Here is a 24392-nt window from a genome sequence, read left to right as displayed (position 1 = left end):
TCGACGTCGAAGAAGATGCGGCCGAGAAAAGCATCCCGAACGGCACGCAACACATCAGCACGCGACCAGGAGTCGGGAAAGAAGGTGCTGATCCGGAACTCGGACCCGCCATCGGTCCTGGGCCCAGCCACCCGGGCCCGATAAACCCCGTTGACATCCGGCCCCGCGACAACACGAACAACCCGAACAGGCCCGCGGTCGACACCACCTTCCCGGTGGTGATAACCCAACTCCCGATATCCGTTTCCCTGCTTGCGCTTCTTGATGTGCCCGTCGAACAGATGCTGCCGCAACCGCGGCGACAGCTGGTCCAACCCGAGCCGCATGACCCGCCGCAACCGGGCGACCCCGGCATCCCAAGCCCCTGGAAGATCCCGCAAGGTGTCATGATCAAGGTGCTGCTTCACAAGCATCAACCCACCCCGATCCTCCCTGATCGTGGAAAGCACCAACGGCCGTCCGCCAGGCCGAGGAACAACCACCGGAGGAGGAGCAATAGCCTCGAGCAACCGCACCTCGAGCGGCGCGACCTCAGCGGCAGCCCGGACCTTCCCAGCAGCTGCGCACCCGATCCGGTGCAACTGCTCCCGCGCCCGAGCCAAGGTGTCGGAGGCATCCGGCCGCGGCGCGAACGGTAGAACCTCACGCTCACCACTGCTCGCGACAAGCCCGTACTGCCGCGCCTGCTGCGCGACAGAAAGCAACGGCGGCAAGGGTTGTGCTTTCCGCGGCTCCCGAGCGAGCGCGACAGCTTCAACAGCCTGCCGCTGCGCCCAACCAAGAGCGGACGCATAAGAGTCAAGCGCAAGAGCGGCATCGCCGAAAGCATCAGCAGCCCGCATGAACCGAGAAGGCTGCCGCTCGAAACAAGCCCGAAAAGCATCGGCGGCAACTCCCTGCCACCCGCCGTCATCGATCCCCCGGAACCCCGCCCCTATCTCCTCGAGCGCGACCCCGATCCCGCCGAGCGAACCAGCCATCTCCCACACCGAAGCAGGATTTCCAGGAACAAGCGCCTCGGGGTCGTCAACAGCGGCCGACTCAGTTCCCATAGCCACCCTCCGCGAACATGGCGGCAACTCCCGAGTCGACCCTCCGATACTCGTCAACAGTCTCAACAAGCCGTCGGTGAATCACCTCGGTATCGGTAACGAGCCCCTCGACCCCGCCCCGCCACCGCTCATGAAACACCCCGACGGCCCGAGCCAACTCCTCGTGCCCGAACACTCCCGCGGGGGGCTCGTCCAGGGAAGCGACCTCCCCCAACTCCCCCGCCAACCGCTCAACTCCAGCACAGGCCAGGGAAAGCGCCCCCAGATCCACGAAGAACCCGTCCGAGCCCACGCCGGCACCCCCCAAGGATCGCCTGACACCCCTGCAAGCTCACACACCATACCGAACCACGAGAAGAAAGGGCAGACACAGAAGACTGATCCACAACCGCTCGTGGGACCACACCGAGTAGAAGAATCACAGGAACACTCGCTCGTCCGCAGGAAGATTCACCCTAATGGATGCGCACCGACAACTTCGGGGACGTTCGTGTCGATGCCTATGCTCGTTGCTTGCATTCGGCGCATGCTGTCTGCGAAGGTCACCAGGCCACATGAACGAGCAATTCGATCATTGTTCGCTGGCACCGTTGGGCACGAGACCACCGGGGAGAAGTTATGCGGGTCGTGGCGGTCATGAACTACAAGGGTGGGGTAGGGAAGACGACTCTTACCGCGAATCTCGGTGCGGTCGCGGCCAGCCGCGGTTTACGCGTACTACTCCTTGATCTTGACCCACAGACCAACCTGACCTTCTCGTTCTTCTCGATCGACGACTGGCATGATCGACTCAAGGACAACCGAACGATCAGGCAGTGGTACCACGGTGAAATGCCCGGACGAGAAGTCTCTTTGGCAGACCTCGTCGTCACGCCGGAGCGCGTCAACAAGGTCCTCACGAACACCGACGGGCGGCTCGACCTGATCTCTTCCCACCTCGGCCTCATCGAAATCGATCTCCAACTCGCCGCGCGGCTGGGCGGAACCACCCTCGCCGAGTCGAAGCGAAAATACCTGGACCTGCACGGTTGTCTGCGGAGTGCGCTCGAGGACAGCTCCTTCAGCCAGTACGACCTGGTGCTCATCGACTGTGCGCCGAATTTCGGCCTCGTCACCAAGACGGCGATCGTGGCCAGCGAGCACATCCTCGTGCCGGCCAAGGCGGACTACCTGTCGACGTTGGGATTGGACTACCTGGCAGGCAACTGCGCTGATCTCGTCGAGGAGTTCAACGACTACGTCAACCACAAACCCGGTACGGCAGATCACAGGCCGATAGATCCCAGCTTCCTGGGAGTGGTCTTCACCATGGTGCAGGTCTATGCACAAGAGGTGATTTTCACCCAGCACGGGTATATCCAGGAGGTGCGTCTGAACTCGCGGGTTCCCGTACTGCAGAGCACGATCCGCAACAGTCCTCGCCACTTCGGCAACTCCGGTGAAAGTGGTGTACCGGCAATGCTGCGCACTACCGGCAAGGACGAGATCGTCAGGGAGTTCGACAAGCTGGCCGACGAATTCCTGGGTGCGCTAGCGTTGGCGTCGGGTGATCGCAGTGAGTGACCTGAAGAATTTCGTCGTTCTGCAGTCCAGAGTGTACGAGTTCCTGGAGCAGCAGGACGAAGCCACACTCCAGGCGATTGCCAGCGGAGCCGTACAACTCGCTGTTCTCCGCACCGACGGCGCAGAGGCACCCGCCAGCTCCACACCTCCCGCTACCCGTGCGGCGGTCGATCTCTCCAACGTGCCTTTCCGTGATCCAGTTCAGACAGCGCGCGACCTTCCGATGCTGACGTCGGAGCACGATCGGCGGATCTATCTGAACAGGGCGGACCTGCGTGTTGGAGAGCTGCGTGAGGTCGCGAAGAACCTTGGCCTGCCGCGCAGCGGCAACAAACCCAAGCTCATGAGTCTCCTGGCGGGTCACACCTTCGAGCCGACCGATGCATCCGTGGACGAGCCGAAGACGCCACCACCACCTCCTCCCGACCCGGTCGGCGGTGGCTCAGCGCCCGAGCAGCAGGACACCCCGGGTGAGGTGCGGCCCTCGGACGCGGCGCCGTCGTCCGAAACCGCGAAGCCGGCTGTCGAGGCGGCGGCCGTCGCCACGCGTCTACGTGAGATCGAAACCGAGGACGAGGGCGCCGCCTACCTGCGCGCACAGCACCTGGATCGGGAGAGCCTGCTGGCCGTCGCCGCGGAGTTGGGACTCACGCGACTGGATCGCCTCAGCCAGAGAGAACTCGAGAAGAGGCTGCTCAAGCAGGCTATTGGCGCGCGGCGCAAGTTCGCCGGCCTGCGGAAGTGGTGAGCCCGGTGCCCGGCGGAACGGTGGCAGAGCAAACCGCAGGCGGGCGGTCGATGTACCTGATCGGGGGCCGCCGCGTCACAGTGTCGGACCTGCTGGAGGCCGGTCTGATAGAGGCCGGCGCGAAACTCAGGTTCAAGCGCAACCGCATCGGCAAGACCTACTACGCGACGGTGACCGACAAGGGGCGCATCCGCCTCGAACCCGACGGCGAGGAGTTCCGCTCGCCCTCGCGGGCGGCCATAGTGGCGGCCGGCATGCGGGCTGTCGACGGTTGGCGAGCGTGGCTCGTGGTCGACCAGGACCGGTTGTTGGACGCGGTGCGCCAGGAGTTCCTCGACCAGGCGATCTCCACGGCGACGGCCGCGGCCAACCAACAGAACGCGGATGTGGCGCGTCAGCGCATCCACGAACGCCTGCGGGAGGCGCGCAGGCATGCCGACGAGCATGCCCCCGAACACGTCTCGGTCCGCGATCTCCTGGCGCTCTGGGGAGCGACGGAACGAGGGGACCAGGTAAGCCAGATCGAAGCTGACCTGGCCAACCACGGGCTCGTGACGTCCCCCAGCTTCCGCGCGGTGACCCTGGACACGATGGTCTCGCTGACCACGCCCCGCGACGAGGCGGAGGAGCCCGCACCGGTAGAGCCGTCCGAGCCCGATGCCGTACCGGTCACCGAGGACGACGAAGGGGGCGGCGACCTGAACGTCCGCCTGACGGTGGGAAACCTGTCTCCCCTCGACGGCGTGGAGTCCGTCAACCCCAACAGCACGCTCGAAGAGGCAATCACGAAGATGCTCCTCAACGACTATTCGCAGCTCGCCGTCCTCAGCGGCAGTCGTAACGTGCGGGGTGCCGTGACGTGGCGGTCGATCGCGCAGGCGATGCACCAGAAGCCCGACGCGAGCGTCGCCGACGCCATCGACGAACACGTGGAGGTCGTCGACTACGACCGCGACCTGTTCGAGGTTCTCCCCACCCTGCAACAGCGAGAGTTCATGTTCGTCCGGAACGTCAACAAGGCCATCGCGGGCATCGTCACGACAGCGGACGTGGTGCAACGCTACGGCGAGGTGGCCACACCGTTCTTCCAACTGGGCGAACTGGACCAGACGCTCCGCTGGATCCTGAGCCGCACGTTCGACGTCCAGGCCATCCAAGGCCTCTGCAACAGAAAGATCAACAGCTTCGACGATCTCTCCATGGGCGACTACCAACGCATCCTGGAGAACAAGGACATGTGGGACAAGCTGAACTGGCCCCTGGACCGCCCCACCTTCATCGCCCGCCTGGAGGAAATCCGCGGCATCCGCAACAAGGTCATGCACTTCCACCCCGACCCAGTCCCAGAAGACGCAGTAGACAAGCTAAGGATGTTCAACACCCTGCTACACCAATACCGCAACCCAACATAGCCAGCACTTCAACCTCGAAGCCCTGCCCAAACAAGACCCCGCTGGTTCCGCACCGAACGCACCGTGGGGGGTTGGGGGGGCTCGGCCCCCCAACATAATGGCGGAACGCAAAAGGCGAGCGCTCTCCGCGAGCACTCGCCACCCATGCGTGGAGCTGCGGGGAATCGAACCCCGGACCTTCTCGATGCGAACGAGACGCGCTACCAACTGCGCTACAGCCCCTGGTCTGTGTGCGGAGAGAGCGTATCAGACCCCTACTCGCCCGCCGCACGACGGTAGGGCAGGTTGCCGGGCTCCTGGAGATCCGAGAACACGGGGTCCTCGTCGTCGACGTCGACGACCACCGCGTTGCCCCGGTAGACGGGGGGTGCGGGGGGCTCGTCGACGACGCGTTCGCGGGGGGTCGGCTCGTCGTCGTGGTGGTAGATCTCCTCGACGTACTCCTCGACCGTACGGGGCTCGTGCGCGGGCTCTTCGGCGGCGGCGTACTGCGCGGCTCGGGCGTAGGCCTCCGCCTGGGCCGCGTGTGCCGCCTGGGCGCGTCGGACGCGCTGCATGCGGGCCAGCCGCCGTTCGCGGATCTCGTTCTCGATGCGGACCTGGCGGCGCAGGTACACGAGGTAGGACACGAGGACGACGTCGATGAAGCCGTGCGCCCACCACAGCTGGACGAACACGACGGCGGCGCCGACGGCCGTGAGGATCGCGCCGACGATCATGGCGAGGACGACCCGTTGGCGGAACGCGTACTTGGCGCGGGCGATGACGGCGGCGGCCTCGGGGTCGAACCCACCACGGCCAGGACGGTACTGGCGCGGGTAACCGTCGTCGTAGTAGCTCATGTCGTCCTGGTCCGCGTCGTCATCCGGCACTTCCTCCGAGATGTCCGTGACCTCCGCCACCAATTCTCCCGCTAAATCCTCCCGGATCTCCTCATCTTCTTCCACGGCGGCCTCCTCCAGGTCGAGTTCCGCCTCAGCGCTGCCGCTCCGCACCACGCGCGCGGCCAGCTCGGAGTCGCCGGTCTTCGCCACCTCCTGGCGCTTGCGCACGATCATGGGCACGAGGACGACGAGCCATGCCACGACGAGCGCGACCACAACGAGTGAGCTCGGCATGACACCTCCCCTGCGCACCACGAAGACACCCGAGACGACTCGGTCGCCACGTTAGTCACAACAGTCACACGTGTGGCGGAGGCGCGCCGTACACACAACCGAACACGAACGGGCGTGATCAAACGTGTGAGGCGTGGCCCTCGGCGACCAGGCGGCTCACCAGTCCATTCGGAATGTCCTCTGTGGTCAGTGCGAAGCACAGGTGGTCGCGCCACATCCCCGCGACGTCGAGATATCGCCGGAAGAGGCCTTCCTCGCGGAAGCCGAGCTTCGTGAGCACCCGGATGCTCGGCGCGTTCTCCGGCCGCACGGTCGCCACCCGGCGGGGCAGGCCGGCGGCGACGAAGCTGTGGACCACGACCAGTGCCGCGGCGGCCGTCGCGACGCCGCCGCCGACCGCGTGCGTGCCGACCCAGTACCCGATCCACGCCGAGCACAGCGAGCCACGAACCACGTTGCCGACGGTCACCTGCCCGGCGAGCTGTCCGTCGACGGTGATCACGAACGGTAACGACATGCCGCGGCGCGCGAGGGCGCGCAGCGTCGACCACTGGCCGGGCCACGCGAGCGCGGCGTTGTTGGTGTCCCAGTCACCCGGCGTGGTCGGCTCCCAGGTCTCGAGGTGGCGGCGGTCGCGGCGGCGGATCCGGCTCCACGCACTCGCGTCGGACAGCCTCGGCTTGCGCACCTCGAGCACACCGGCGCCGACGTGCAACGGTCCCAGGCGGGCGGGCCAGCCCGGGTGCCGTCCGACGGGTCCCTGACGATGGCTCACCTCAGCCACGCTGGGCGAGGAAGCTGACCTGGACCTCTTCCCCGACGACGACCTCGGTGGTCTCGTCGTCCACCAGGATCAGGCAGTTCGCCTCGGCGAGCGAGGCGAGCAGGTGCGAGCCGGACTGCCCGAGCGGCTGGGCCAGGTACTCACCGTTGTTCTCGTCACGCAGCAGCTGCGCGCGCAGGTAGCCTCTCCGGCCCTTGACCGACACGATGGGCGACAGTAGCCGGGCGGTGATCTGGCGCCGATGCGGGTTGCGCTTCCCTTGCGCGGCACGGATCAGCGGCCGAACCATCACCTCGAACACGACCAGCGCGCTCATCGGGTTGCTCGGCAGGAAGAACGTCGGCACCGCGTCCGGTCCGAGCCGGCCGAACCCCTGCACGGACCCGGGGTGCATGGCGACCCGGGTCATGTCGACCTCGCCGAGGTCGGACAGCGCGGCGCGGATCTCCTGCGCGAGCTCGCCGCCGACGCCGCCCGCGATGACCACGATCTCGCTCAGCAGCAGCCGGCCCTCGATGATCTCCCGCAGCCGCCGCGAGTCGGTCGGCACGATGCCCACCCGGCTGACCTCGGCGCCGGCGTCCCGCGCGGCCGCGGCGAGCGAGTACGAGTTGACGTCGTAGACCTGTCCCTGGCCGGGCGTGCGGTCGATGTCCACCAGCTCGTCACCGAGGGAGATGATCGACACCCGCGGCCGGGGGTAGACGAGCACCTTGGCCCGGCCGACCGCCGCGAGCAGCCCGACCTGCGCCGAGCCGATGGCCGCGCCCCGGCGGACCGCGACGTCACCGGTCTGGACGTCCTCGCCGGTGCGCCGGACGAACGCGGCCGACGGCACGGGCTGGTTGACGGTCACCCGCGCGTGGTGCCCGTCGGTGTAGCCGAGGGGCACGACCGCGTCGGCGAGCGTGGGCAGGGGCGCGCCGGTGTCCACCCGTACCGCCTGCCCCGGCTGGAGGCGCCTCGGCTGCCGGGAGCCAGCCTGGATCTCACCGACCACCGGCAGCAGGACGGGCTCGGTACCGGCCGCCTGGACGTCCACGCTGCGCACCGCGTAGCCGTCCACGGCGGCCTGGTCGAAGCCGGGCAGGGCGCGTTCCGCGACGACCTCCTCGGCGCACAGCAGTCCCTGTGCCTCGGAGATGGCCACCCGCACGGGTGCAGGCCGAACTGCGGCGGCAAGCGCCCGGCCGAGCTGCTCGTCGACTGACCTCATCGCGGTGACCTCACCGTTGACTTACTCCCCGATTCTCCCGCGCAACCACTCGCGCAGTTCTGGCCCATATTCGGGGTCTTCGAGCGCAAAGTCCACGGCGGCACGCAGGAAACCCCCAGGATTGCCCAGGTCGTGACGTCCACCCCGGTGAACGACGACGTGGACGGGGTGTCCCTCGGAGATCAGCAGCGCGATCGCGTCGGTCACCTGGATCTCGCCGCCACGGCCCGGCTTGGTGCGCCTGATCGCGTCGAAGACCGCCCGGTCCAGCAGGTAGCGGCCTGCGGCGGCGAACGTGGACGGCGCCTCTTCCGGCGACGGCTTCTCCACCATGCCGTTGACCTTCTTGACATCCGGGTCGTCGGTGTCCTCGACGTCGAACACCCCGTACGGCGAGATCTCCTCCCGGGGGATGTCGAAGGCGCACAGGACCGTGCCGCCGTACCGCGCGCGCGTCTCGATCATGCGGCGGAGGACACCGCGCGGGAGGACGAGGTCGTCGGGCAGCAGGACCGCGACGGCCTGCTCGTCGTCGTCCAGGTTGGGCTCGGCGCACCCGATGGCGTGACCCAGGCCGAGCGCCTTCTCCTGGATGGCGGTCTCGACCTTCTCGAGCAGGTTCGGGGCGCGCCGGATCTTCTCGACGAGCTGTTCCTTGCCCCGGCTCCTCAACTCCTCCTCGAGCTCCGGTTGCGGACGGAAATATTGTGCGACGGCGTCCTTGCCGGGTGAGGTGACGATGACGAGCTTGTCGAGGCCCGCTTCGGCGGCCTCGGTCGCGACATGCTCGATTCCCGGGGTGTCGACGACCGGGAGCAGCTCTTTCGGCACGGACTTGGTGGTCGGCAGGAACCTGGTGCCCAGCCCGGCGGCCGGCACGATCGCGGTTCGGATGCCCGCCGTGCCGCGCCCGGAAGTGACTGCGGTGGATTGCGCCATGGACAGCGACTCTAACCTCATCATGTGGCCACGCCGGGGAGTGATCCGCGCCAGCAAGCCGCACACACCAAGTGGCGGTGGCGCAAGGAGCTGCTCGCCGAGCGCAGACGCGTGCCCGCGGCCGTCCGGTTCTCGGAGGCCCTGTCCCTCGCCACCCATCTGACCAGCGGACGAATCGTGCGTCCCGGGCAAACCGTGTGCGCGTACGTGCCGGTCGGCTCGGAGCCGGGCTCGGCGCAGATGCTGGAGGACCTGGCCGAGTTCGGTGCCCGGGTGCTGCTGCCGGTCGTCATGGGTGAGGGTCCGCTCGACTGGGGCTGGTACGCGGGCAAGGAGGCGCTGCGGGCCGGCCCGTACGGGTTGGTGGAGCCTATCGGTGAGCTGCTGGGGTCGTTCGCGCTGCGGATCGCCGACCTCGTGCTCGTGCCGGCGCTCGCGGTCGACAAGAACGGTGTTCGACTCGGACGTGGCGCTGGTCACTATGATCGTTCCCTGGTGGACATCTCGTCCGGGACGCACCTGGTGGCCGTGGTCCGTGACCAGGAGATTTTCGAGCAGTTGCCCGCCGAGCCGCACGACATCCGGATGACCGCGGTCCTCACGCCGAACCGGGGACTACTGCGGTTCGTGTGAGACGCGACCCGGTATTTGCGCTCCGCGCCCGGTCTGGCGCATCATGGCGGTTAGCACTCCACGGTGACGAGTGCCAGCGAATTGGGGAAGAGGGAGCCACCGGTGCCCACTTATCAGTACGCGTGTACGGCGTGCGACCACCGCTTCGACGCGGTGCAGTCCTTCAGCGACGCGTCGTTGACCGAGTGCCCTGAGTGCGGCGGCAAGCTGCGCAAGCTCTACGGCTCGGTAGGCGTGGTGTTCAAGGGCAGCGGCTTCTACCGCACCGACAGCCGTTCGGAGAGCAAGGCCTCGTCGGCGTCGTCTTCGTCCTCGTCGGAGAAGCCGTCGTCCACCGAGAAGTCGTCGTCCACGGAGAAGCCGTCCACGCAGAAGCCGTCGTCGCCCTCCTCGGCGAAGTCCTCGACGTCCTCGTCCACGGAGAAGAAGGCCTCCTGACGGAGTTGTCCACAGCTCACTGAGTTATCCACAACCGCCCGGTAACTCGGGCGGTTGTGTCGTCTCCCCGCCGTACCGTCAACGGCATGCTGTTCTCCCGTTCCCGACTCCACCATCGAGTCCACCGCCGGCCTCGCTGGCTGGCGCCGCGCCGGATCACCGCGCTGGTGCTGGTGCTGCTGGCGGCCGTGCTCGCCCTCCGCCCACCACGCCGCGAGGCGGACACGACGGTGCCGATGCTGGTGGCCGCCCATGACCTGCCACCGGGCACGACTCTGCGCGCCGCCGATGTCGAGGTGTCCCGTCTGTCGCCGTCCCTACGCCCGCGGGCGGCCCTGACCACGCCCGCCGAGGCCACGGGCCGAGTACTGGCTAGCGCGACGACCGCCGGCGAGCCGTTGACGCGTGCGCGCCTGGTCGGCCCGGAGAACAGCCGCCTGTCCGCGGGCGATCCCACGGCGTCGGCCGTCCCGTTCCGGTTAGCCGACCCGGCGGTGGCGGACCTGCTGACGCCGGGAGCACGGGTGGACGTGGTGACAGTGGCGCGGAGCAGCGCGGACCCCCTGGTACTGGCCACGAACGCGACGGTCCTGACGATCCGCCGAGCAGACGCGGACGCGAGCCTGGTGGTGATAGCCCTGCCGAGAGAGGAGGCGACCCGAGTAGCGGCGGCAGCCCTGGACCAGCCGGTGGCGGTGACCCTTCGCTGATCTGGTCACGTCCCGGCCGTGGTCAGCGAGAAGGACGTGGGCGCTGCTGAGCCGCTCCTGACCGTCTGGAGCACTCTCGGCCGTCTCCGGGCGCGGGTGGGGCGCGACGTTGTCCCTGGAGAGCGAGAAAGGAGTGCTGTCGTTGCGGTGTGCGGAGGCTCGGGCGAACTCACCGTATTCGTTGTACGTGCGCGTTCTCCCTAGCAGACGTCACCCGAGCCAGTGACTCGTCCGCTCGTGGCGCGGAACATTGACCACCTCACTACGCTGCGTCCGCACATCGACGCGAAAGGAGCCGCTGGTGTTCAAGGGCTTCAAAGACTTCCTCATGCGCGGGAACGTCGTGGACCTGGCCGTCGCGGTGATCATCGGCACCGCGTTCACCGCGATCGTCACCGCCATCACCGACAGCTTCATCAAGCCACTGATCGCAGCGTTCGGCGGCACGAAGGTGACGGGGCTGTCGTGGCAGATCGTGGACGGCAACAAGGCCTCCACGATGGACTTCGCCGCCATCGTCACCGCGCTCATCAACTTCCTGATCATCGCCGCGGTGGTCTACTTCATCCTGGTCTTCCCGATGAAGAAGCTCCAGGATCGCCGCAAGCGCGGAGAGGAGCCCGGCCCATCCGAGCCCACGGACGTCGAACTGCTCACCGAGATCCGCGACCTGCTCCGCCAGCAACAGTCCCAGCAACCGGTCCCGCAGCACGGCTACCAGCAGCAGACCGGACAACTACGCCAGCCGCCGCGTCCGCAGCAGCCGCCGCCACCCCAGCAGCCGCCGAACCGCCCGCGCTGACACCGCGGGGACCGCGGTCGGAGCAGGCGGAGACGGAATAGCACTTCGCCTGCTCATGGCGCGATGCCGGCCACCGAGCGGAGCACCGGGGGCGCCGAGCACCGACGACGCGAGCGGCCTGCTGCGCCAGGTTCATGACGCAGCTCGGCCTCTCGACGCCCACACCGCGGGATGGGTAGCGGCGACACGGGCCGCCTGCTGCGCCAGCTCCATGACGCAGCTCGATCTCTCGACACCCACACCACAGGGCGGGTAGCTGCCGCGCGAGCCGACTGCTGCGCCAAGTCCATGACGCAACTCGATCTCTCGACACCCACACAGCAGAGCGGGTAGCGGCCGCGCGAGCCGCCTGCGCGAGATTCGTGACACAGCTCGTTCCATCGACACCCACACCACAGGACGGGCACCAACGGCGCGAACCGCCTGCTGCGCCAGATTCGTGACACAGCTCGATCTCTCGACACCCACACCACAGGATGGGTAGCTGCCGCGCGAGCCGCCTGCTGCGCCAAGTCCATGACGCAACTCGATCTCGCGCCGCCCACACAGCAGGGCGAGTAGCGGCCGCGCGAGCCGCCTGCGCGAGATTCATGACATAACCCGGTCTCGCGCCGCCCACACCGCGGGACGGGCACCAACGGCGCGGACCGCCTGCTGCGCCACGTTCGTGACGCAACTCGATCTCTCGACGCCCACCCCCGCGGGAGCGGGTAGCGGCGGGGGCGGCCTGGAAGCCCGGCCGAGCCGTTCGGCTGGGGCGGCTACTCGCGGTCTTCGTGGTGGGGTGGGCGTTCGCGCTCGTACCAGTCGTCGCGGAGGTCCGGGGGCTCGGGATCGCGTTCGTCGGATGTCGTCGACGGGAGGATCTCGCCGAAGATGTCGTCCAGGTCGCGATCCCGGCGCCGCCGGTCGGGGTCGGTCATCAGTCCAGTGCGGACAGCTCGTCGATCACGTGCGGGACCAGTGCGGACAGCGTGGCCATCCCGTCGCGCACGGCCGAGCGGGAGCCGGCCAGGTTGACCACCAGCGTGCTGCCCGAGATCCCCACCAGTCCACGCGAGATGCCGGCGTCCACCGCGCCCGCGGCCAGCCCGGACGACCGGATGGCCTCGGCGATCCCCGGGATCGGCCGGTCGAGCACGCCCAGGGTCGCGTCCGGTGTCACGTCGCGTGGGGACACGCCGGTGCCGCCCACGGTGATCACCACGTCGACACCGCCGATCACCGCGGTGTTCAGCGCGTTGCGGATGTCCACCATCTCCCCGGCCACCGCCACGGTCCCGTCGACGATGAAACCGTTCTCCTCCAACAGCTCCGTGACCAGCGGACCCACGGTGTCCTCGTGCTCCCCGTGTGCCACGCGGTCATCCACGATCACGATGAGGGCTCTGCCCAGCCGCTGCGCGCTCCGTTCCATGCGCTCACCGTAGCCGGACCTACCTGTCACCCTGCGGCAACCCGGCCAGCCCGGCGAGCAGGTGCCGCAGCCCGAACTCGAACTGCTCGTCAAGATCCAGGTCGAAGTCCGCGTCCATCGCCACCGCCTGGAACGTCGGGAACGCCCCCGACGTGATGACCGCCGCGAAGGCCGCGTCCCGCGTGTCGATGAACTCCGCGTAGGTCAGCCCGGTCTCCTGCTCGGCGAGGACCTCGGGCTCCAGGTTGATGGCCAGCCCCCGGACGTAGCTGAACAGGGTCAGGTGCACCCGGAGGATCCGGCGCGGGTCGAGCCCGGCCGCGGACATCGCGCTCATCACCCACTCGCCGTAGGCCAGGACGTTCGGCGTGACCTGGGGCCGGGTGAGCGACATGACCGCGGGCAGCCACGGGTGCCGGCGGAAGGTCTCCCACAGCCGGACCGCCGCGTCCCGAACTGCCGCGAGCCAGTCGTCCGGCGGCGGCGCGGTGAACCGGTGGTCCCCGAACGCCGTGTCGATCATCCGCTCGACCAGGTCGTCCTTGCTGGGCACGTGCCGGTACAGCGACATGGTCGCCACCCCCAGCTCAGTTGCCACCCGACGCATCGACAGCGCCGTCGAGCCCTCGGCGTCGGCGATCGCCATGGCCGTGCGCACCACATCCTTCCGGGTGATCTCCCGTGGTGTGCGCCGCGCACGCGGCGTGACCCTGACCGGGTCCGTGTCCGGGGGAGCCGCACTGGCCACCACGGTGCCCACCCCCGGCCGCGCGACGACGAGCCCCTCCTGCTGCAGCGCGGTGAGCACCCGGGTGGCCGTGGCCATGGCGACCCCCCACTTCCTGGTGATCTGCCGCGTCGACGGCACCCGATCGCCGGGCTTCAGCTCGCCGGAGGTGATCCGTCGCCGGATGCTGGCCAGGATCTCCGCCGAGTCCGCCACGGCTCTCCCTTCCCGTACTAGTACACCTACCGCCGATTCCAGCTGGAAAACCCCGTGAACTAGTGCAGATACATTGTACATACACCGGCAACAAGCAGAGGGAGAAACCATGGACGTGCTGATCTCGGGGGCAAGCGTCGCGGGCCCGGCTCTGGCGTACTGGCTCAACCGCCACGGCATCCGCGCCACGATCGTCGAGCGCGCGGAGAAGATCCGCCCCGGCGGCCTGGCCGTCGACTTCCGCGGCACGGCGATGCGCGTGCTCGACCAGATGGGTATCCTCGACGAACTGCGGGCCCACGCCACCCACTCGGGCGACGCGAGGGTCGTCGACGCGGACGGCAACCAGATCGCGATCATGCCCGGCGAGATCTTCGCCGGCGAGCTGGAGGTCCTCAAGACGGACCTGACCCGCATCCTGTACGACCTGACGAAGAACGACACCGAGTACGTCTTCGGCGACTCGATCGCCACGCTGACGCAGGACGCGGACGGCGTGCGGGTCGGCTTCGAGCGCGGCGCCACGAGAACGTTCGACCTCGTCATCGGCGCCGACGGCCTGCACTCGCGGGTGCGGGCGCTCGCGTTCGGCCCGAAGGAGCGGTTCACCCAGCACATGGGGTACGCCTTCGCGTCGTTCAGCACGGACAACTACCTGAGCCTGGACCGCATGGGCATGTCCCACGTGTCCGGCGACCGGTCGCTGAACGTGTTCGCCAGCAAGGAGAACACGGAGCTGCGAGTCCTCTTCATGTTCCCGGCGCAGGACGTGCCGAGGAACCGCGAGGCGCAGGAGGAGGCGATCCGCACGGCGTACGAGAACGTGGGCTGGGAGGCGCAGTCCCTGCTGGCGAGGATGCCGGCGGCGACGGACTTCTACTTCGACGAGCTGAGCCAGATCACCATGCCCAGCTGGTCCACCGGCCGCGTGACACTGGTGGGTGACGCCGGCTACTGCGCGTCCCCCATGTCCGGCCGCGGCACGTCACAGGCACTGCTGGGCGCGTACGTCCTGGCCGGCGAGCTGTCCACACAGGACAGCCATGAGAAGGCGCTCGCGGAGTACGAGCACGCGCTGCGTGACTACGTGGCGGCCGCGCACGAGCTGGGCCGCCAGGCGAGGGACTCCTTCACCATCCCGGTGTCCCAGGAACTGTTCGACGCCTTCGCGGCCGCCGACATGGGCGAGCACTCCCCGGACGAGGTGGCACTGAAGAACTACGCGGCAAGGGTCCACTGACGCGTGGAGCAGAGGCCGGCGACGCAACAGGCGACGGCGGCCTCTGTGGACAACCGGTCAGCGACCCCAAGAAGTTCGTCGGTCCCCAGCGCTAGGCTCGATTTCGGGGCCGGAGGCCGCCCTGGTCAGGGGCGAGCGGCAGGCTCAAGCCGGATTGGCTCAGTGGACCAAGTCGATATTGGCTCTAGGACGGGACCAATCCGCTTCGTAGGGTTGCCGCATGACGAACGTGGACATGTGGTTCGACCCGAAGTGCCCGTGGGCGTGGATCGCGTCGCGGTGGTTGCTCGAGGTGGAGCGGGTTCGGGACGTGCGGGTTCGGTTCCACGTGCTCAGCCTGGCCCTGCTCAACAAGGACCGGGAGGTCGAGGACTGGTACCGCGAGTGGCTGGACACCGCCTGGGGGCCGGCCCGTGTCGCGAAGGCGGTCGAGCAGAAGTACGGCGACCCGCGGGCCGTCTACACCGCGCTCGGCAACCGGATCCACCTGGAGAAGCAGCCGCTCGGCCGCGACCTGTACACGGCGGCGCTGGCGGAGGCGGACCTGCCGGTGGAGCTGGCCGACGCCGCCGACTCGACCGAGTACGACGATGCCTTGCTGGCCGGCAACCAGGAAGGGCTCGGACCGGTGGGCGAGGACCTCGGCACGCCGGCGATCCACGTGACCATGCCGGACGGCTCGGTCAACGCGTTCTTCGGTCCGGTCGTGTCGCCGACCCCGCGCGGCGAGGACGCCGGCCGGCTGTGGGACGGCGTGCTGCTGGTGTCCGGCACGCCGGGCTTCTTCGAGCTGAAGCGCGTCCGCACCTCACCCGTCGTCAACTGAGATCTCGATGAGCGCGGCACGCCCGGCCACCCGATCGAGCGCGGCGGCGAACTCGGTCGGGGTACGCACCCGTTCCCCCAGCGCGCCGAACGCGCGGGCGTACGCGGCGAAGTCCGGGTTGACCAGGTCCGTGCCGTACTCCCGGCCGGGGAACCGCCGCGCCTGGTGGTCACGGATCGTGCCGTAGGAACCGTTGTTGACGACGATGATGAGCGGCGTGAGGCCGTACCGGACGGCGGTGGACAGCTCCTGCCCGGTCATGAGGAAGCACCCGTCCCCCGCGAACGCGATGGCCCGCCGGTCCGGGTGGACGAACTGCGCGGCGATGGCGGCAGGCAGCCCGAAGCCCATCGAGCCGGACTGGGTGCCGAGCTGCGACGGGTACGTGGTGAACCGGTGGTGTTTCTGGGGCCAGGCGGTGTACGCGCCGGCGCCGGTGCTGATGATGGGGTCGGGCACCCGCTCGTCCAGTACCCGCATGAAGTCCGCGGCCGGCGCCGGCGACGGACCCCGCAAGTAGTTGTCCCGCAACCGGTCCAGCCAGTCCGACGGCTGCCCGGGGTCGACGGGCAGAGCGGCCGCGAACCGGGCGGGCCCCGCGACGATGGCCAGGTCGGCTCGGTGGACCTGTTGCGGCACAGCGGGATCCGGGTGGACGTGGAGCAGCGCCTGCTTCGGCGCGGGCACGTCGAGGAGCTGGAAGTCGTCCACCGTCAGGGCATCGGGCCGCGTCCCGACGAACGCGAGCACGTCGGCGTCGCCGACCGCCTTCGCCAGTCCCGGCGTGGTGTTGAGCCCGAGCGTGCCGACGAACACGGGCGAGCGGTGGTCGACGAGGTCCTGGTGCCGCACGGCGGTGGCCAGCGGAACGCCCGCCGCCTCCGCGAACGCCCGCACGGCACGGGTCGCCTCGACGGTCCACCCCGTGCCGCCGACGACGAGCAGGGGCCGCTGGGCGTCACGCAGTCTGCGCACGAACTCGGCGACGTCCTCGGGTGCCGGCGCCGGCACGACCGCGGGTACAGCGGGCACGACCGGCGCACCCGTCGCCGTGGCGAGCACGTCCTCGGGCAGTTCCAGCACCACGGGCCCCGGCTCCCCCGACACGGCCGTCACCATGGCCCGCGCGACCAGTTCCGGCACCCGGTCTGCCACGTCCACCCGGTACACGGCCTTGGCCAGCGGCGCGAACATCGCCCGGATGTCGACCTCCTGGAAGGCGGTCCGGTCCCGGTTGGTGGTGGGCACCTGCCCGACGAGCAACACCATCGGACACGCGTCCTGCCGGGCGACGTGCACACCACCACTGGCGTTGGCCGCGCCGGGCCCACGCGTCACGAGACAGATCCCGGGCCGTCCCGTGAGTTTCCCGTACGCGGCGGCCATCATCGCGGCGCCGGTTTCCTGCCGAGCGGTGACGAGCCTGACGCGGTCCCGGTGGGCGTAGAGGCCGTCGAGTACCGCGAGATAACTCTCCCCGGGCACGCAGAACGCGAGATCGACGCCGTAGGCCAGTAGTTGTTCGACGAGGGCGTGACCGGCTAGCCGCATTGGCGGAAGTCTGTCAGACGGGACGACGCCGCACGCGGGCGAGCGAGGGGTTTACCGTCCGCGTACGGCGTCGCAGAGCCCCGCTTGAGGCTCTCCCGGCTCGGGGGCATCGAGCCGGAGTTGGTCTCGGCCGCTGTCCTGCGGCCGAGCGTCCGTGGTGGGAACTCGAGCAGTTCCCGACCAATCATTGTGGCTCGACGGTCTGACCGGCAAGGGTCGCTTCAACTGTGCGCGAACCGTTGCTCAACTCAAGCCGAACCTTGTCGCCGGGTTTGTGCGACCGGACCGCCGCCACCAGCGCGTCTGAGGTGTCGATGCGCCGGTTGTCGAGCTTGGTGACGACGTCTCCGGACTTCAGTCCGGCTTGCTCGCCCGGGCCGCCGCCGGTGACGTCCACGACCAGCGCGCCGCCGTCCTGGTTGTCCCGGACGCTCACGCCGAGGATGGTCTGCGTCGCCTTGCCGGTCTTGACGATCTCGTCGGCCGTGCGCCGCGCCTGGTCGATCGGGATGGCGAAGCCGATGCCGACCGAGCCACCCTGGCTGCTGCTGGAGGACTGCGGCGAGTAGATGGCCGAGTTGATGCCGATGACCTGACCCTGCATGTTGACCAGCGGGCCACCGGAGTTACCCGGGTTGATGGCGGCGTCGGTCTGGATGGCGTCCATCACCGTCGCCTGCGAGCCGTCCTCGCCGCCGGCGCGGGTGGGGCGGTGCAGCGAGCTGACGATGCCGGACGTCACGGTGCCGGACAGCTCGAACGGCGAGCCGATCGCCACGACGCCCTCGCCGACCTTGAGGGCCTCGGAGCTGCCCAGCTCGACGACCGGCAGACCGGTCTTGTCCTCGGCCTTGACCACGGCCACGTCCGAGGTCGGGTCCCGGCCGATGACCTTCGCGGGCGTCTGGGAGCCGTCCGCGAACACGGCCGTGATCTTCCCGCCGTCGGCGGCGACCTCGACCACGTGGTTGTTGGTCACGATCAGCCCGTCGGAGCTGATGATGAAGCCGGAGCCCTCGCCGGCGGCCTGGCGGCCCTCGACCTGCAGCTGCACCACGGTCGGCGAGACCTTCTGGGCCACCGCCTCGACCGTGCCGGCGGGCGCCGACGACGACGTCTGGTCGGCAGGCGGCGCCTGGTCCAGCGCGTTCGACGCCGGCGCGTTGGACGTGTTCGAGTCGGCGACCAGATACCCCCCGAGCGCGCCGGCACCGCCCCCGACGAGCAACGCCAGCACCGCGACGCCCGCGACCAGCCCGCCCCTGCCCTTCCGCTGCTGCTCGGGCTGCGGTGGGGACTGCGGCTGCGGCTGGCTCGGCCGGAGCAGGTAGTTGGTGCCCGCCGGCGGTGTGCCACCGCCGCCCTGCCCGGCCGACCCGAAGACCACGGTCTCCTGGGGCGGTCGCGCCCACTCACTGCCTGGTTGGCCCTGACCGGTCCACTCGTTCCCCGGTTGTGCCGGCCCAGCGCTCCACTCGCCCTGCGGCATCCCGAATCCCTGCCCTTCCGGCTGTCCTGGCACCCACTGACCTCGTGCCACGCCGGGCGAGCCCGACATCTCGCCCGGCGTTCCCGCGACCCAACCCGCCGGCGCGTTCCCCGACACCTCCGGCCGGCCAGGCACCTCCCCCGCGTTGTACGCAGCAGAGGGTCGCTCAGGGCCCTCCCCGACCCCGTGAGCGACCCCCCACTGTGAATGACCGAACCGGTCCCCCGACTCCGCCACCTCCCCCGGCGTTCCCTGTGGTGCCGCCCCATCCGGCGCGGCTCCCCTCGGTTCCTCCCCAACTCCCGCAGGCGGCCCCGCGGCAACCTCACGCCCCGACGCGGCTGTCTCCCCTTGGTCCGCCGGCCTGGCGTACCACTCAGCCGCTTCCCTGTTCGGTTGTCCCGGCGCCGGATTCGTTGGCCGGTTGTCCTCGGTCATGTGACTACCTTCCGCCCTGGTCCTGAGAACGGCCTGAGACCAACCTTTGCGGACCTAGAGAATTGGCTCCGAACTTCCGGGCAGTCTCATCGCGATGAGTGCCCCGCCATCGGCCGACCTACCCGCGAACACGGCTCCACCGTGCCTCTCCGCGGCACTTTTCACAATCGCGAGCCCCAACCCGGAGCCGGGCAGGGTCCGCGCCTCGTCCGAACGGTAGAACCGGTCGAACACGTGCGGCAGGTCCGCGTCCTTGATCCCCGGCCCCGCGTCGGCCACCTGGAGGAACGCGTACCCGTCGGCGGCGGGCCGCAGTTCCACCCGCACGGTCCCGCCCGCCGGGCTGAACTTCACCGCGTTGTCCAGCAGGTTCAGCACCGCTCGCTCCAGCGTGTGCGGCTCCCCGAGGAGGAACCACGGGTGCAGCTCCACCTCGAAGTTCACCTCGCCGGCCCGCCGCCGCGCCCTGGCCAGCGCCTGTTCGACGACCTCGACCATGTCCACCGCCTCGTACGTGAGCGGCGGCGCGTCCTCGCGGGCCAGCTCGACCAGGTCGCCGATGAGCTGCGTCAGCTCGTCCAGCTGCGCACGCACGTCGCTGTGGATCTCCACCTTGTCCGCCTCCGACAGCTGTGGCGTGTCCGGCTTCTCCGCCGCCAGCAGCAGTTCGAGGTTGGTGCGCATCGACGTCAGAGGCGTGCGCAGCTCGTGGCCGGCGTCCGCGACGAGTTGCCGCTGCCGCATCTGCGCGTTGGCGACCGCGCCGAGCATGAGGTTGAAGCTGTGCGACAGCCGCGCCAGCTCGTCGTCGCCGTCCACCTGGATCGGACGCAGGTCACCTGTACGGGCAACGCGTTCGGTGGCCCTGGTCAGCCGCTGCACGGGTGCCAGCCCGGTCCGGGCCACGGCCGTGCCCGCGACCGCCGCGACGACCACACCGGCGCCACCGATCAGGAACAGCACCAGCGCCAGGTCGCCGAGCTGCTTCTTCGTCGGGTCCAGCGACTGGGCGATCACCAGCACGTCACCCTGGTAGGCCACGGAGACGACGCGGGAGTCCTTCTTCTGATCGGTCCGGATGTTCGAGTGGTCGGACTCGTGCACGACCGCCAGCTCGGCCGAGGAGATCGGCGGCAGGTTGCGTGGATCGCCGAAGAGTATCGACCCGTCCGGGCTGACCAGTGCCACCTCCACGCCGGACACCCCGAGCAGGCCGACGGGGACGTCCCCGGAGGGCGTCTGCGCGATCCACTCCGACTGGACCGTGTCCTGCGCCTTCTGCCGCAGCGAGTCGTCGACCTGCTGGTAGAGGTTCTCCTTCACGGTCAAGTACGCGCCGAGCGACACGAGCGCCACCGCGCCGGCCACGCAGCTGGCCGCGAGCATCGTCACCCGTGACCGCAGCGACACCCGCTTCTTGCCGGTCGGCGGCGTGGCGAGCAGCATCACGGCGGCGTCTCCCGCAGCACGTAGCCGATGCCGCGCACGGTATGGATCAGGCGGGGCTCGCCGTCGGCCTCGGTCTTGCGACGCAGGTAGCCGATGTACACCTCGAGCGCGTTGCCGGAGGTCGGGAAGTCGTAGCCCCAGACCTCCTCGAGGATGCGACCGCGGGTCAGCACCTGCTTGGGGTGCGCGAGCAGCAGCTCGAGCAGCGCGAACTCGGTCCTGGTCAGACTGATCGGCCGGTCGCCGCGCTTGACATCGCGGGTGCCCGGATCCAGCTCCAGGCCCGCGAAGCTCAGCGTCTGCGGCGGCGGCCCGCCCGCGGTGTCGAACGTGCGGCGCCGCAGCAGCGCACGCAGCCGCGCGAGCAGCTCCTCCAGCGCGAACGGCTTCGGCAGGTAGTCGTCGGCGCCCGCGTCGAGGCCGGCGACCCGGTCGGAGACGGTGTCACGCGCGGTGAGGACCAGGATCGGCAGGTCGTCACCGGTGCCGCGCAGCCGCCGGCACACCTCCAGGCCGTCCACCCTCGGCATCATCACGTCGAGCACCATGGCGTCGGGCCGGGCGGTGGACACCGACTCCAGCGCCTGCTGGCCGTCGGTGGCCAGGTCGACCTGGTAGCCGTTGAACTGCAGCGACCGCCGCAGCGACTCGCGAACGGCACGGTCGTCGTCGACAACGAGGATGCGCATGCCCGTCAGTGTTACCCAGTGTGCTGAGACTTGCCTGAGAGGATCAGAACGAGTCGGCCATTCGAGGTAGGCGCGGCGCGCCGGTCAGGAGGTCGAGGACGCGGGCGGCGGAGGCGTCACCGTCGAGCAGGCCGCCCCGCCGCAGCATGGCCGTGTCCGCCGAGCCCGCGTACCAGGGGCCGAGCGCCCTGGCCTGGAGCCGAACCGTGCCGTCGCCACCGGGTTCACAGACCACCTTGCCGCCGTCCACGACCAGCCGGTGCCGCCCGGCCTGCCACGGCGCGTGCTCGTCGACGACCTCGATGTCGACGCTCGTCGAAGCCAGGTACGCCGCGTTCGGCCAGCCACGTGCGGCGACCGCCGCCGGCAGGTCGACCACCCGCAGCATCCACGGGTGGTTGCGCACCTCGTGCAGCATCGGCTGCGTCATGAGCAGCTGCCACCAGGCGGGGTCGTTGATCCGCAACGAGATCTCGGTGAGGATGCCGGCCCAGCGGCCGAGGTTCGCGAACAGGCCGAGCGCGGTCTCCCGGTCGTCGGCGACCAGGTCGTGGATGATCAGCGTGTCGCCCTCCCGCCGCTCGCCCGTGAGGTAGCCGCGCACGGTGCCGTCCTCGCCGGGCGCGACCTCGACGATGTCCAGCTCCAGGAGCCGCTCCAGCTGGAATGCGGCCGTCGAGCGGTCGAGCATGCCGTCGACGGTCCGCGCGAACCGCAGGTAGCAGTCGTGCAGCGCGGGCAGGTCGGCCTCGGTCGCGTGGCGCATGACCAGGCGTGCCGCGGGGAGGAGGGCGAACAGCTCGGGCCGCAGCTTCACGCGCTCGTAGTTGCCGGTCTGCTCCCAGCCGCGGCTCCGGTAGAGCGCCGGCACGGACGGGTAGAGCGCGGAGACGCACTGCCCGCGGTCGCGCATCTCGGGCAGGACCGCGTCGAGCAGGGCGGTGGCGACACCGTGCCCGCGTCCGGCCGGTGCCACGGCGACGGTCGAGATGCCGCCCATCGGCACCGCCGTGCCGCCGAAGAACTGCTGGTAGTCACGGACCTTCAGGGTGCCGCCGATCCGCCCGTCCAGCTCGGCCACGAGCCCGTGCCAGCCCGGCTGGTTGGACCAGAGGCTGTCCGGTCCCGGTTCGCGGGCACCACCGAACGCCAGCCTGGCCACCTCGTGAATCTGCTCGTCGTCGGCGTCCCGTGGCGGCCGGATGATCAAGTTCCGCTCCCCTGTCACCAGTCGAAGAATCCACGACCAGTCTTGCGGCCCAGCTCACCGCGCGCCACTTTGTTCCGCAGCAGCTCGGGCGGGGTGAACCGGGGCCCCAGCTCCCTGGTCAGGTGCTCGGCGATCGACAGGCGCACGTCGAGTCCGACGAGGTCGGTGAGCCGCAGCGGACCCATCGGCCAGCCGTACCCGAGGCGCATGCCCGTGTCGATGTCCGTCGCGGACGCGACGCCCTCCTCCAGCATGCGGATGGCCTCGAGCCCGACCACCACGCCGAGCCGCGAGGTGGCGAAACCGGGTGAGTCACGCACCTCGATGACGGTCTTGCCGAGCGACTCACCCCAGTCGCGGGCCTGGATGACCCGGGCGGGGTCGAGGTCGTCGTGCACGACCAGCTCCAGGAGCGCCTGGACGGGCACGGGGTTGAAGAAGTGCATGCCGATGATGTCGTCGCCCAGGCTCCTGATCGACAGCGACGACGTGTTGGAGGCGAGCAGCGCGTTCGGGCAGGCCGCGCGGACGTCGGCGAACACCCGCCGCTTGAGGGCGACGTCCTCCGGCACGGCCTCGATGACCAGTTCGGTCGTGCGGGGGAGTTGGTCGACGGCCGGCACCACGTCGAGACGTTCGAGCAGTTCCTGTGCGGACGTGCCGAGTTTGCCCCGCTGCTCGGCCTTTCCCAGCGAGGCGGCCACGGCGTCCTTCGCGGCGGCCGCACGGTCGGCGCCGGCCTCGGCGACCGTTACCTCGTTGCCGGCGGCGAGCAGGACGTGCGCGATGCCCGCACCCATGGTCCCGCCACCGACGACCGCGGCTTTCACGGCTCTTTCCGCGGTCGCCGGTCGTGGTGTCCGTGGCTCACTCGACGACCTCGGCGGAGAACATGGCGACCAGCTCCATGCCACCGATCTCGGTGAGGTTGGCGCCGGCGGCCTGCCACTCGGGCGAGGCGAACCCGGCCTTCATGGCGTCCTTGGACTCGAAGTACAGCTCGGCGATGAGGTACGGCTCGCTGCCCTCGAGGAAGTTGGGCACGAACGTGCGGTTGACCTTGGCGATCTCCTGCCGGACCAGCCCGGGAACCTTGTCGATGAGCGGCTTGTGCGACTCGAAGTACGCCTTGTCGAACGCCCCGGCGTCGACGGGCTGCCGGTACAGCGCGACATACTTGATCATGTGACACTCCTCGCGTTGGTCGCCGGTGGAACTGTAATAGTCCGCGAGAAGGCACGATAGCGCCGTGCGGATCATCCTGCTGCGGCACGCGGAAAGCCTGGGAAACATCGACGAGCTGGCGTACACGCGCACGCCGGACCACGCGTTGCCGCTGACGGTGCGGGGCGAGGCGCAGGCGCGGGCGGCCGGCCCCGCGGTGCGAGCGCTGCTGCACCCGGGCCCGGTCGCGGCGTACGTCAGTCCCTACGTGCGCGCGTTGCGGACGTTCGCGCTGCTGGACGTGGCGACCGAACGGGTGGTGACCGAGCCGCGGCTGCGGGAGCAGGACTGGGGCAACCTGCAGGACCCGGTCGAGCAGGAGGTGGAGAAGCAGCGCCGCAACGAGTTCGGCCACTTCTTCTACCGGCTACCGCACGGCGAGTCGGGCGCGGACGTCGACGACCGCGTGGCGTCGTTCCTGAACGAGCTGGAGCTGCGGACGGCGAAGGACGACACCCACCCGAACACGGTGCTGGTGGTGTCCCACGGCCTGACGATGCG

General features: G+C 69.3%; 26 protein-coding genes and 1 tRNA gene. 10 read left to right on the top strand and 17 right to left on the bottom strand.

Annotated features, from left to right (window positions below):
- Nucleotides 1-1052: putative T7SS-secreted protein (locus tag ACJ73U_RS41660; RefSeq protein WP_407783296.1), on the bottom strand; the 1052-nt coding region annotated here is incomplete at its 3' end.
- A complete protein-coding gene (locus tag ACJ73U_RS41655) occupies nt 1042-1344 on the bottom strand; it encodes a hypothetical protein (RefSeq protein ID WP_407783295.1) in 303 nt (100 codons plus the stop codon). The genes ACJ73U_RS41655 and ACJ73U_RS41660, both read right to left, overlap by 11 nt.
- A gap of 326 nt (nt 1345-1670) precedes the next feature.
- Here ACJ73U_RS41655 and ACJ73U_RS41650 point away from each other — a divergent pair, with 326 nt between their 5' ends.
- Genes ACJ73U_RS41650 through ACJ73U_RS41640 form a run of 3 tightly spaced genes read left to right on the top strand, consistent with a single transcriptional unit; the run spans nt 1671 to nt 4775 of the window.
- Entirely contained in the window at nt 1671-2615 is a 945-nt protein-coding gene (locus tag ACJ73U_RS41650; protein ID WP_407783294.1) for a ParA family protein, read from the top strand.
- The gene (locus ACJ73U_RS41645) at nt 2608-3363 is read left to right on the top strand and encodes a hypothetical protein (protein WP_407783293.1); all 756 of its coding nucleotides are present in this window, start codon (nt 2608-2610) and stop codon (nt 3361-3363) included. Before ACJ73U_RS41650 ends, ACJ73U_RS41645 begins: the two co-directional genes overlap by 8 nt.
- A 5-nt stretch (nt 3364-3368) precedes the next feature.
- Nucleotides 3369-4775, top strand: coding sequence for a CBS domain-containing protein (locus ACJ73U_RS41640; protein WP_407783292.1), 1407 nt, complete (start codon nt 3369-3371; stop codon nt 4773-4775).
- Between the two features lie 149 nt (nt 4776-4924).
- On the opposite strand, the gene ACJ73U_RS41635 is transcribed toward ACJ73U_RS41640, so the two are convergent.
- The 5 genes from ACJ73U_RS41635 to ACJ73U_RS41615 form a co-directional block, all read right to left on the bottom strand.
- Nucleotides 4925-4997: transfer RNA gene (locus ACJ73U_RS41635), tRNA-Ala, on the bottom strand.
- Between the two features lie 32 nt (nt 4998-5029).
- Complete coding sequence (gene glpR, locus ACJ73U_RS41630; RefSeq protein WP_407783291.1) at nt 5030-5893, bottom strand: gephyrin-like molybdotransferase receptor GlpR; 864 nt, start codon at nt 5891-5893, stop codon at nt 5030-5032.
- 118 nt (nt 5894-6011) lie between these two features.
- Nucleotides 6012-6677 (bottom strand): GNAT family N-acetyltransferase, encoded by a 666-nt coding sequence (locus ACJ73U_RS41625; RefSeq protein WP_407783290.1) that lies wholly within the window; start codon nt 6675-6677, stop codon nt 6012-6014.
- Nucleotides 6670-7893 (bottom strand): gephyrin-like molybdotransferase Glp, encoded by a 1224-nt coding sequence (gene glp / locus ACJ73U_RS41620; protein WP_407783289.1) that lies wholly within the window; start codon nt 7891-7893, stop codon nt 6670-6672. The genes ACJ73U_RS41625 and glp overlap by 8 nt, the downstream gene beginning before the upstream one ends.
- Nucleotides 7894-7914: 21 nt before the next feature.
- On the bottom strand, nt 7915-8832 hold the full coding sequence (locus tag ACJ73U_RS41615) for a UTP--glucose-1-phosphate uridylyltransferase (RefSeq protein ID WP_407783288.1): 918 nt from the start codon (nt 8830-8832) through the stop codon (nt 7915-7917).
- A gap of 24 nt (nt 8833-8856) precedes the next feature.
- Between ACJ73U_RS41615 and ACJ73U_RS41610 the strand changes: the two genes are divergently transcribed.
- From ACJ73U_RS41610 to mscL, 4 genes are all read left to right on the top strand, one after another.
- A complete protein-coding gene (locus ACJ73U_RS41610) occupies nt 8857-9465 on the top strand; it encodes a 5-formyltetrahydrofolate cyclo-ligase (RefSeq protein ID WP_407783287.1) in 609 nt (202 codons plus the stop codon).
- Nucleotides 9466-9567: 102 nt separating this feature from the next.
- Nucleotides 9568-9903 (top strand): FmdB family zinc ribbon protein, encoded by a 336-nt coding sequence (locus ACJ73U_RS41605; protein WP_407783286.1) that lies wholly within the window; start codon nt 9568-9570, stop codon nt 9901-9903.
- A gap of 86 nt (nt 9904-9989) precedes the next feature.
- The gene (locus ACJ73U_RS41600) at nt 9990-10613 is read left to right on the top strand and encodes an SAF domain-containing protein (RefSeq protein ID WP_407783285.1); all 624 of its coding nucleotides are present in this window, start codon (nt 9990-9992) and stop codon (nt 10611-10613) included.
- Nucleotides 10614-10914: 301 nt separating this feature from the next.
- Entirely contained in the window at nt 10915-11415 is a 501-nt protein-coding gene (gene mscL / locus ACJ73U_RS41595; RefSeq protein ID WP_407783284.1) for a large-conductance mechanosensitive channel protein MscL, read from the top strand.
- 761 nt (nt 11416-12176) lie between these two features.
- Here mscL and ACJ73U_RS41590 read toward each other — a convergent pair.
- From ACJ73U_RS41590 to ACJ73U_RS41580, 3 genes are read right to left on the bottom strand one after another with little or no spacing between them, the layout of a single operon-like run.
- Nucleotides 12177-12338 carry a hypothetical protein gene (locus ACJ73U_RS41590; protein WP_407783283.1) on the bottom strand — a complete coding sequence of 54 codons (162 nt, stop codon included), beginning with the start codon at nt 12336-12338 and terminating at the stop codon, nt 12177-12179.
- Entirely contained in the window at nt 12338-12832 is a 495-nt protein-coding gene (locus ACJ73U_RS41585) for a molybdenum cofactor biosynthesis protein B (protein ID WP_407783282.1), read from the bottom strand. The genes ACJ73U_RS41590 and ACJ73U_RS41585 overlap by 1 nt, the downstream gene beginning before the upstream one ends.
- Before the next feature lie 19 nt (nt 12833-12851).
- A complete protein-coding gene (locus tag ACJ73U_RS41580) occupies nt 12852-13775 on the bottom strand; it encodes a TetR/AcrR family transcriptional regulator C-terminal domain-containing protein (RefSeq protein WP_407783281.1) in 924 nt (307 codons plus the stop codon).
- A 109-nt stretch (nt 13776-13884) separates the two neighbouring features.
- Between ACJ73U_RS41580 and ACJ73U_RS41575 the strand changes: the two genes are divergently transcribed.
- Nucleotides 13885-15015 carry an FAD-dependent monooxygenase gene (locus ACJ73U_RS41575; protein WP_407783280.1) on the top strand — a complete coding sequence of 377 codons (1131 nt, stop codon included), beginning with the start codon at nt 13885-13887 and terminating at the stop codon, nt 15013-15015.
- A 220-nt stretch (nt 15016-15235) separates the two neighbouring features.
- On the top strand, nt 15236-15841 hold the full coding sequence (locus tag ACJ73U_RS41570) for a disulfide bond formation protein DsbA (protein WP_407783279.1): 606 nt from the start codon (nt 15236-15238) through the stop codon (nt 15839-15841).
- Here ACJ73U_RS41570 and ACJ73U_RS41565 read toward each other — a convergent pair.
- The 7 genes from ACJ73U_RS41565 to ACJ73U_RS41535 form a co-directional block, all read right to left on the bottom strand.
- On the bottom strand, nt 15824-17392 hold the full coding sequence (locus ACJ73U_RS41565) for a thiamine pyrophosphate-dependent enzyme (protein ID WP_407783278.1): 1569 nt from the start codon (nt 17390-17392) through the stop codon (nt 15824-15826). The genes ACJ73U_RS41570 and ACJ73U_RS41565 overlap by 18 nt on opposite strands.
- Nucleotides 17393-17576: 184 nt before the next feature.
- A complete protein-coding gene (locus ACJ73U_RS41560) occupies nt 17577-18881 on the bottom strand; it encodes a S1C family serine protease (protein ID WP_407783277.1) in 1305 nt (434 codons plus the stop codon).
- Between the two features lie 492 nt (nt 18882-19373).
- Complete coding sequence (locus ACJ73U_RS41555) at nt 19374-20765, bottom strand: sensor histidine kinase (RefSeq protein WP_407783297.1); 1392 nt, start codon at nt 20763-20765, stop codon at nt 19374-19376.
- A complete protein-coding gene (locus ACJ73U_RS41550) occupies nt 20765-21457 on the bottom strand; it encodes a response regulator transcription factor (RefSeq protein ID WP_407783276.1) in 693 nt (230 codons plus the stop codon). Before ACJ73U_RS41550 ends, ACJ73U_RS41555 begins: the two co-directional genes overlap by 1 nt.
- A 43-nt stretch (nt 21458-21500) precedes the next feature.
- Nucleotides 21501-22667 (bottom strand): enhanced intracellular survival protein Eis, encoded by a 1167-nt coding sequence (gene eis / locus ACJ73U_RS41545; RefSeq protein ID WP_407783275.1) that lies wholly within the window; start codon nt 22665-22667, stop codon nt 21501-21503.
- Between the two features lie 14 nt (nt 22668-22681).
- Nucleotides 22682-23497, bottom strand: a complete 816-nt coding sequence (locus ACJ73U_RS41540) for a 3-hydroxyacyl-CoA dehydrogenase family protein (RefSeq protein ID WP_407783274.1) — start codon at nt 23495-23497, stop codon at nt 22682-22684.
- Nucleotides 23498-23534: 37 nt separating this feature from the next.
- A complete protein-coding gene (locus tag ACJ73U_RS41535; RefSeq protein WP_407783273.1) occupies nt 23535-23852 on the bottom strand; it encodes an EthD family reductase in 318 nt (105 codons plus the stop codon).
- A gap of 64 nt (nt 23853-23916) precedes the next feature.
- Between ACJ73U_RS41535 and ACJ73U_RS41530 the strand changes: the two genes are divergently transcribed.
- On the top strand, nt 23917-24392 hold a 476-nt coding region (locus ACJ73U_RS41530; protein WP_407783272.1), incomplete at its 3' end, for a phosphoglycerate mutase family protein.

The organism is Actinophytocola sp. (genome assembly GCF_045807065.1).
Lineage (GTDB): Bacteria > Actinomycetota > Actinomycetes > Mycobacteriales > Pseudonocardiaceae > Actinophytocola.
Note: the sequence above shows the minus strand (reverse complement) of the source record. Positions and strands in the feature narration are given on the sequence as shown.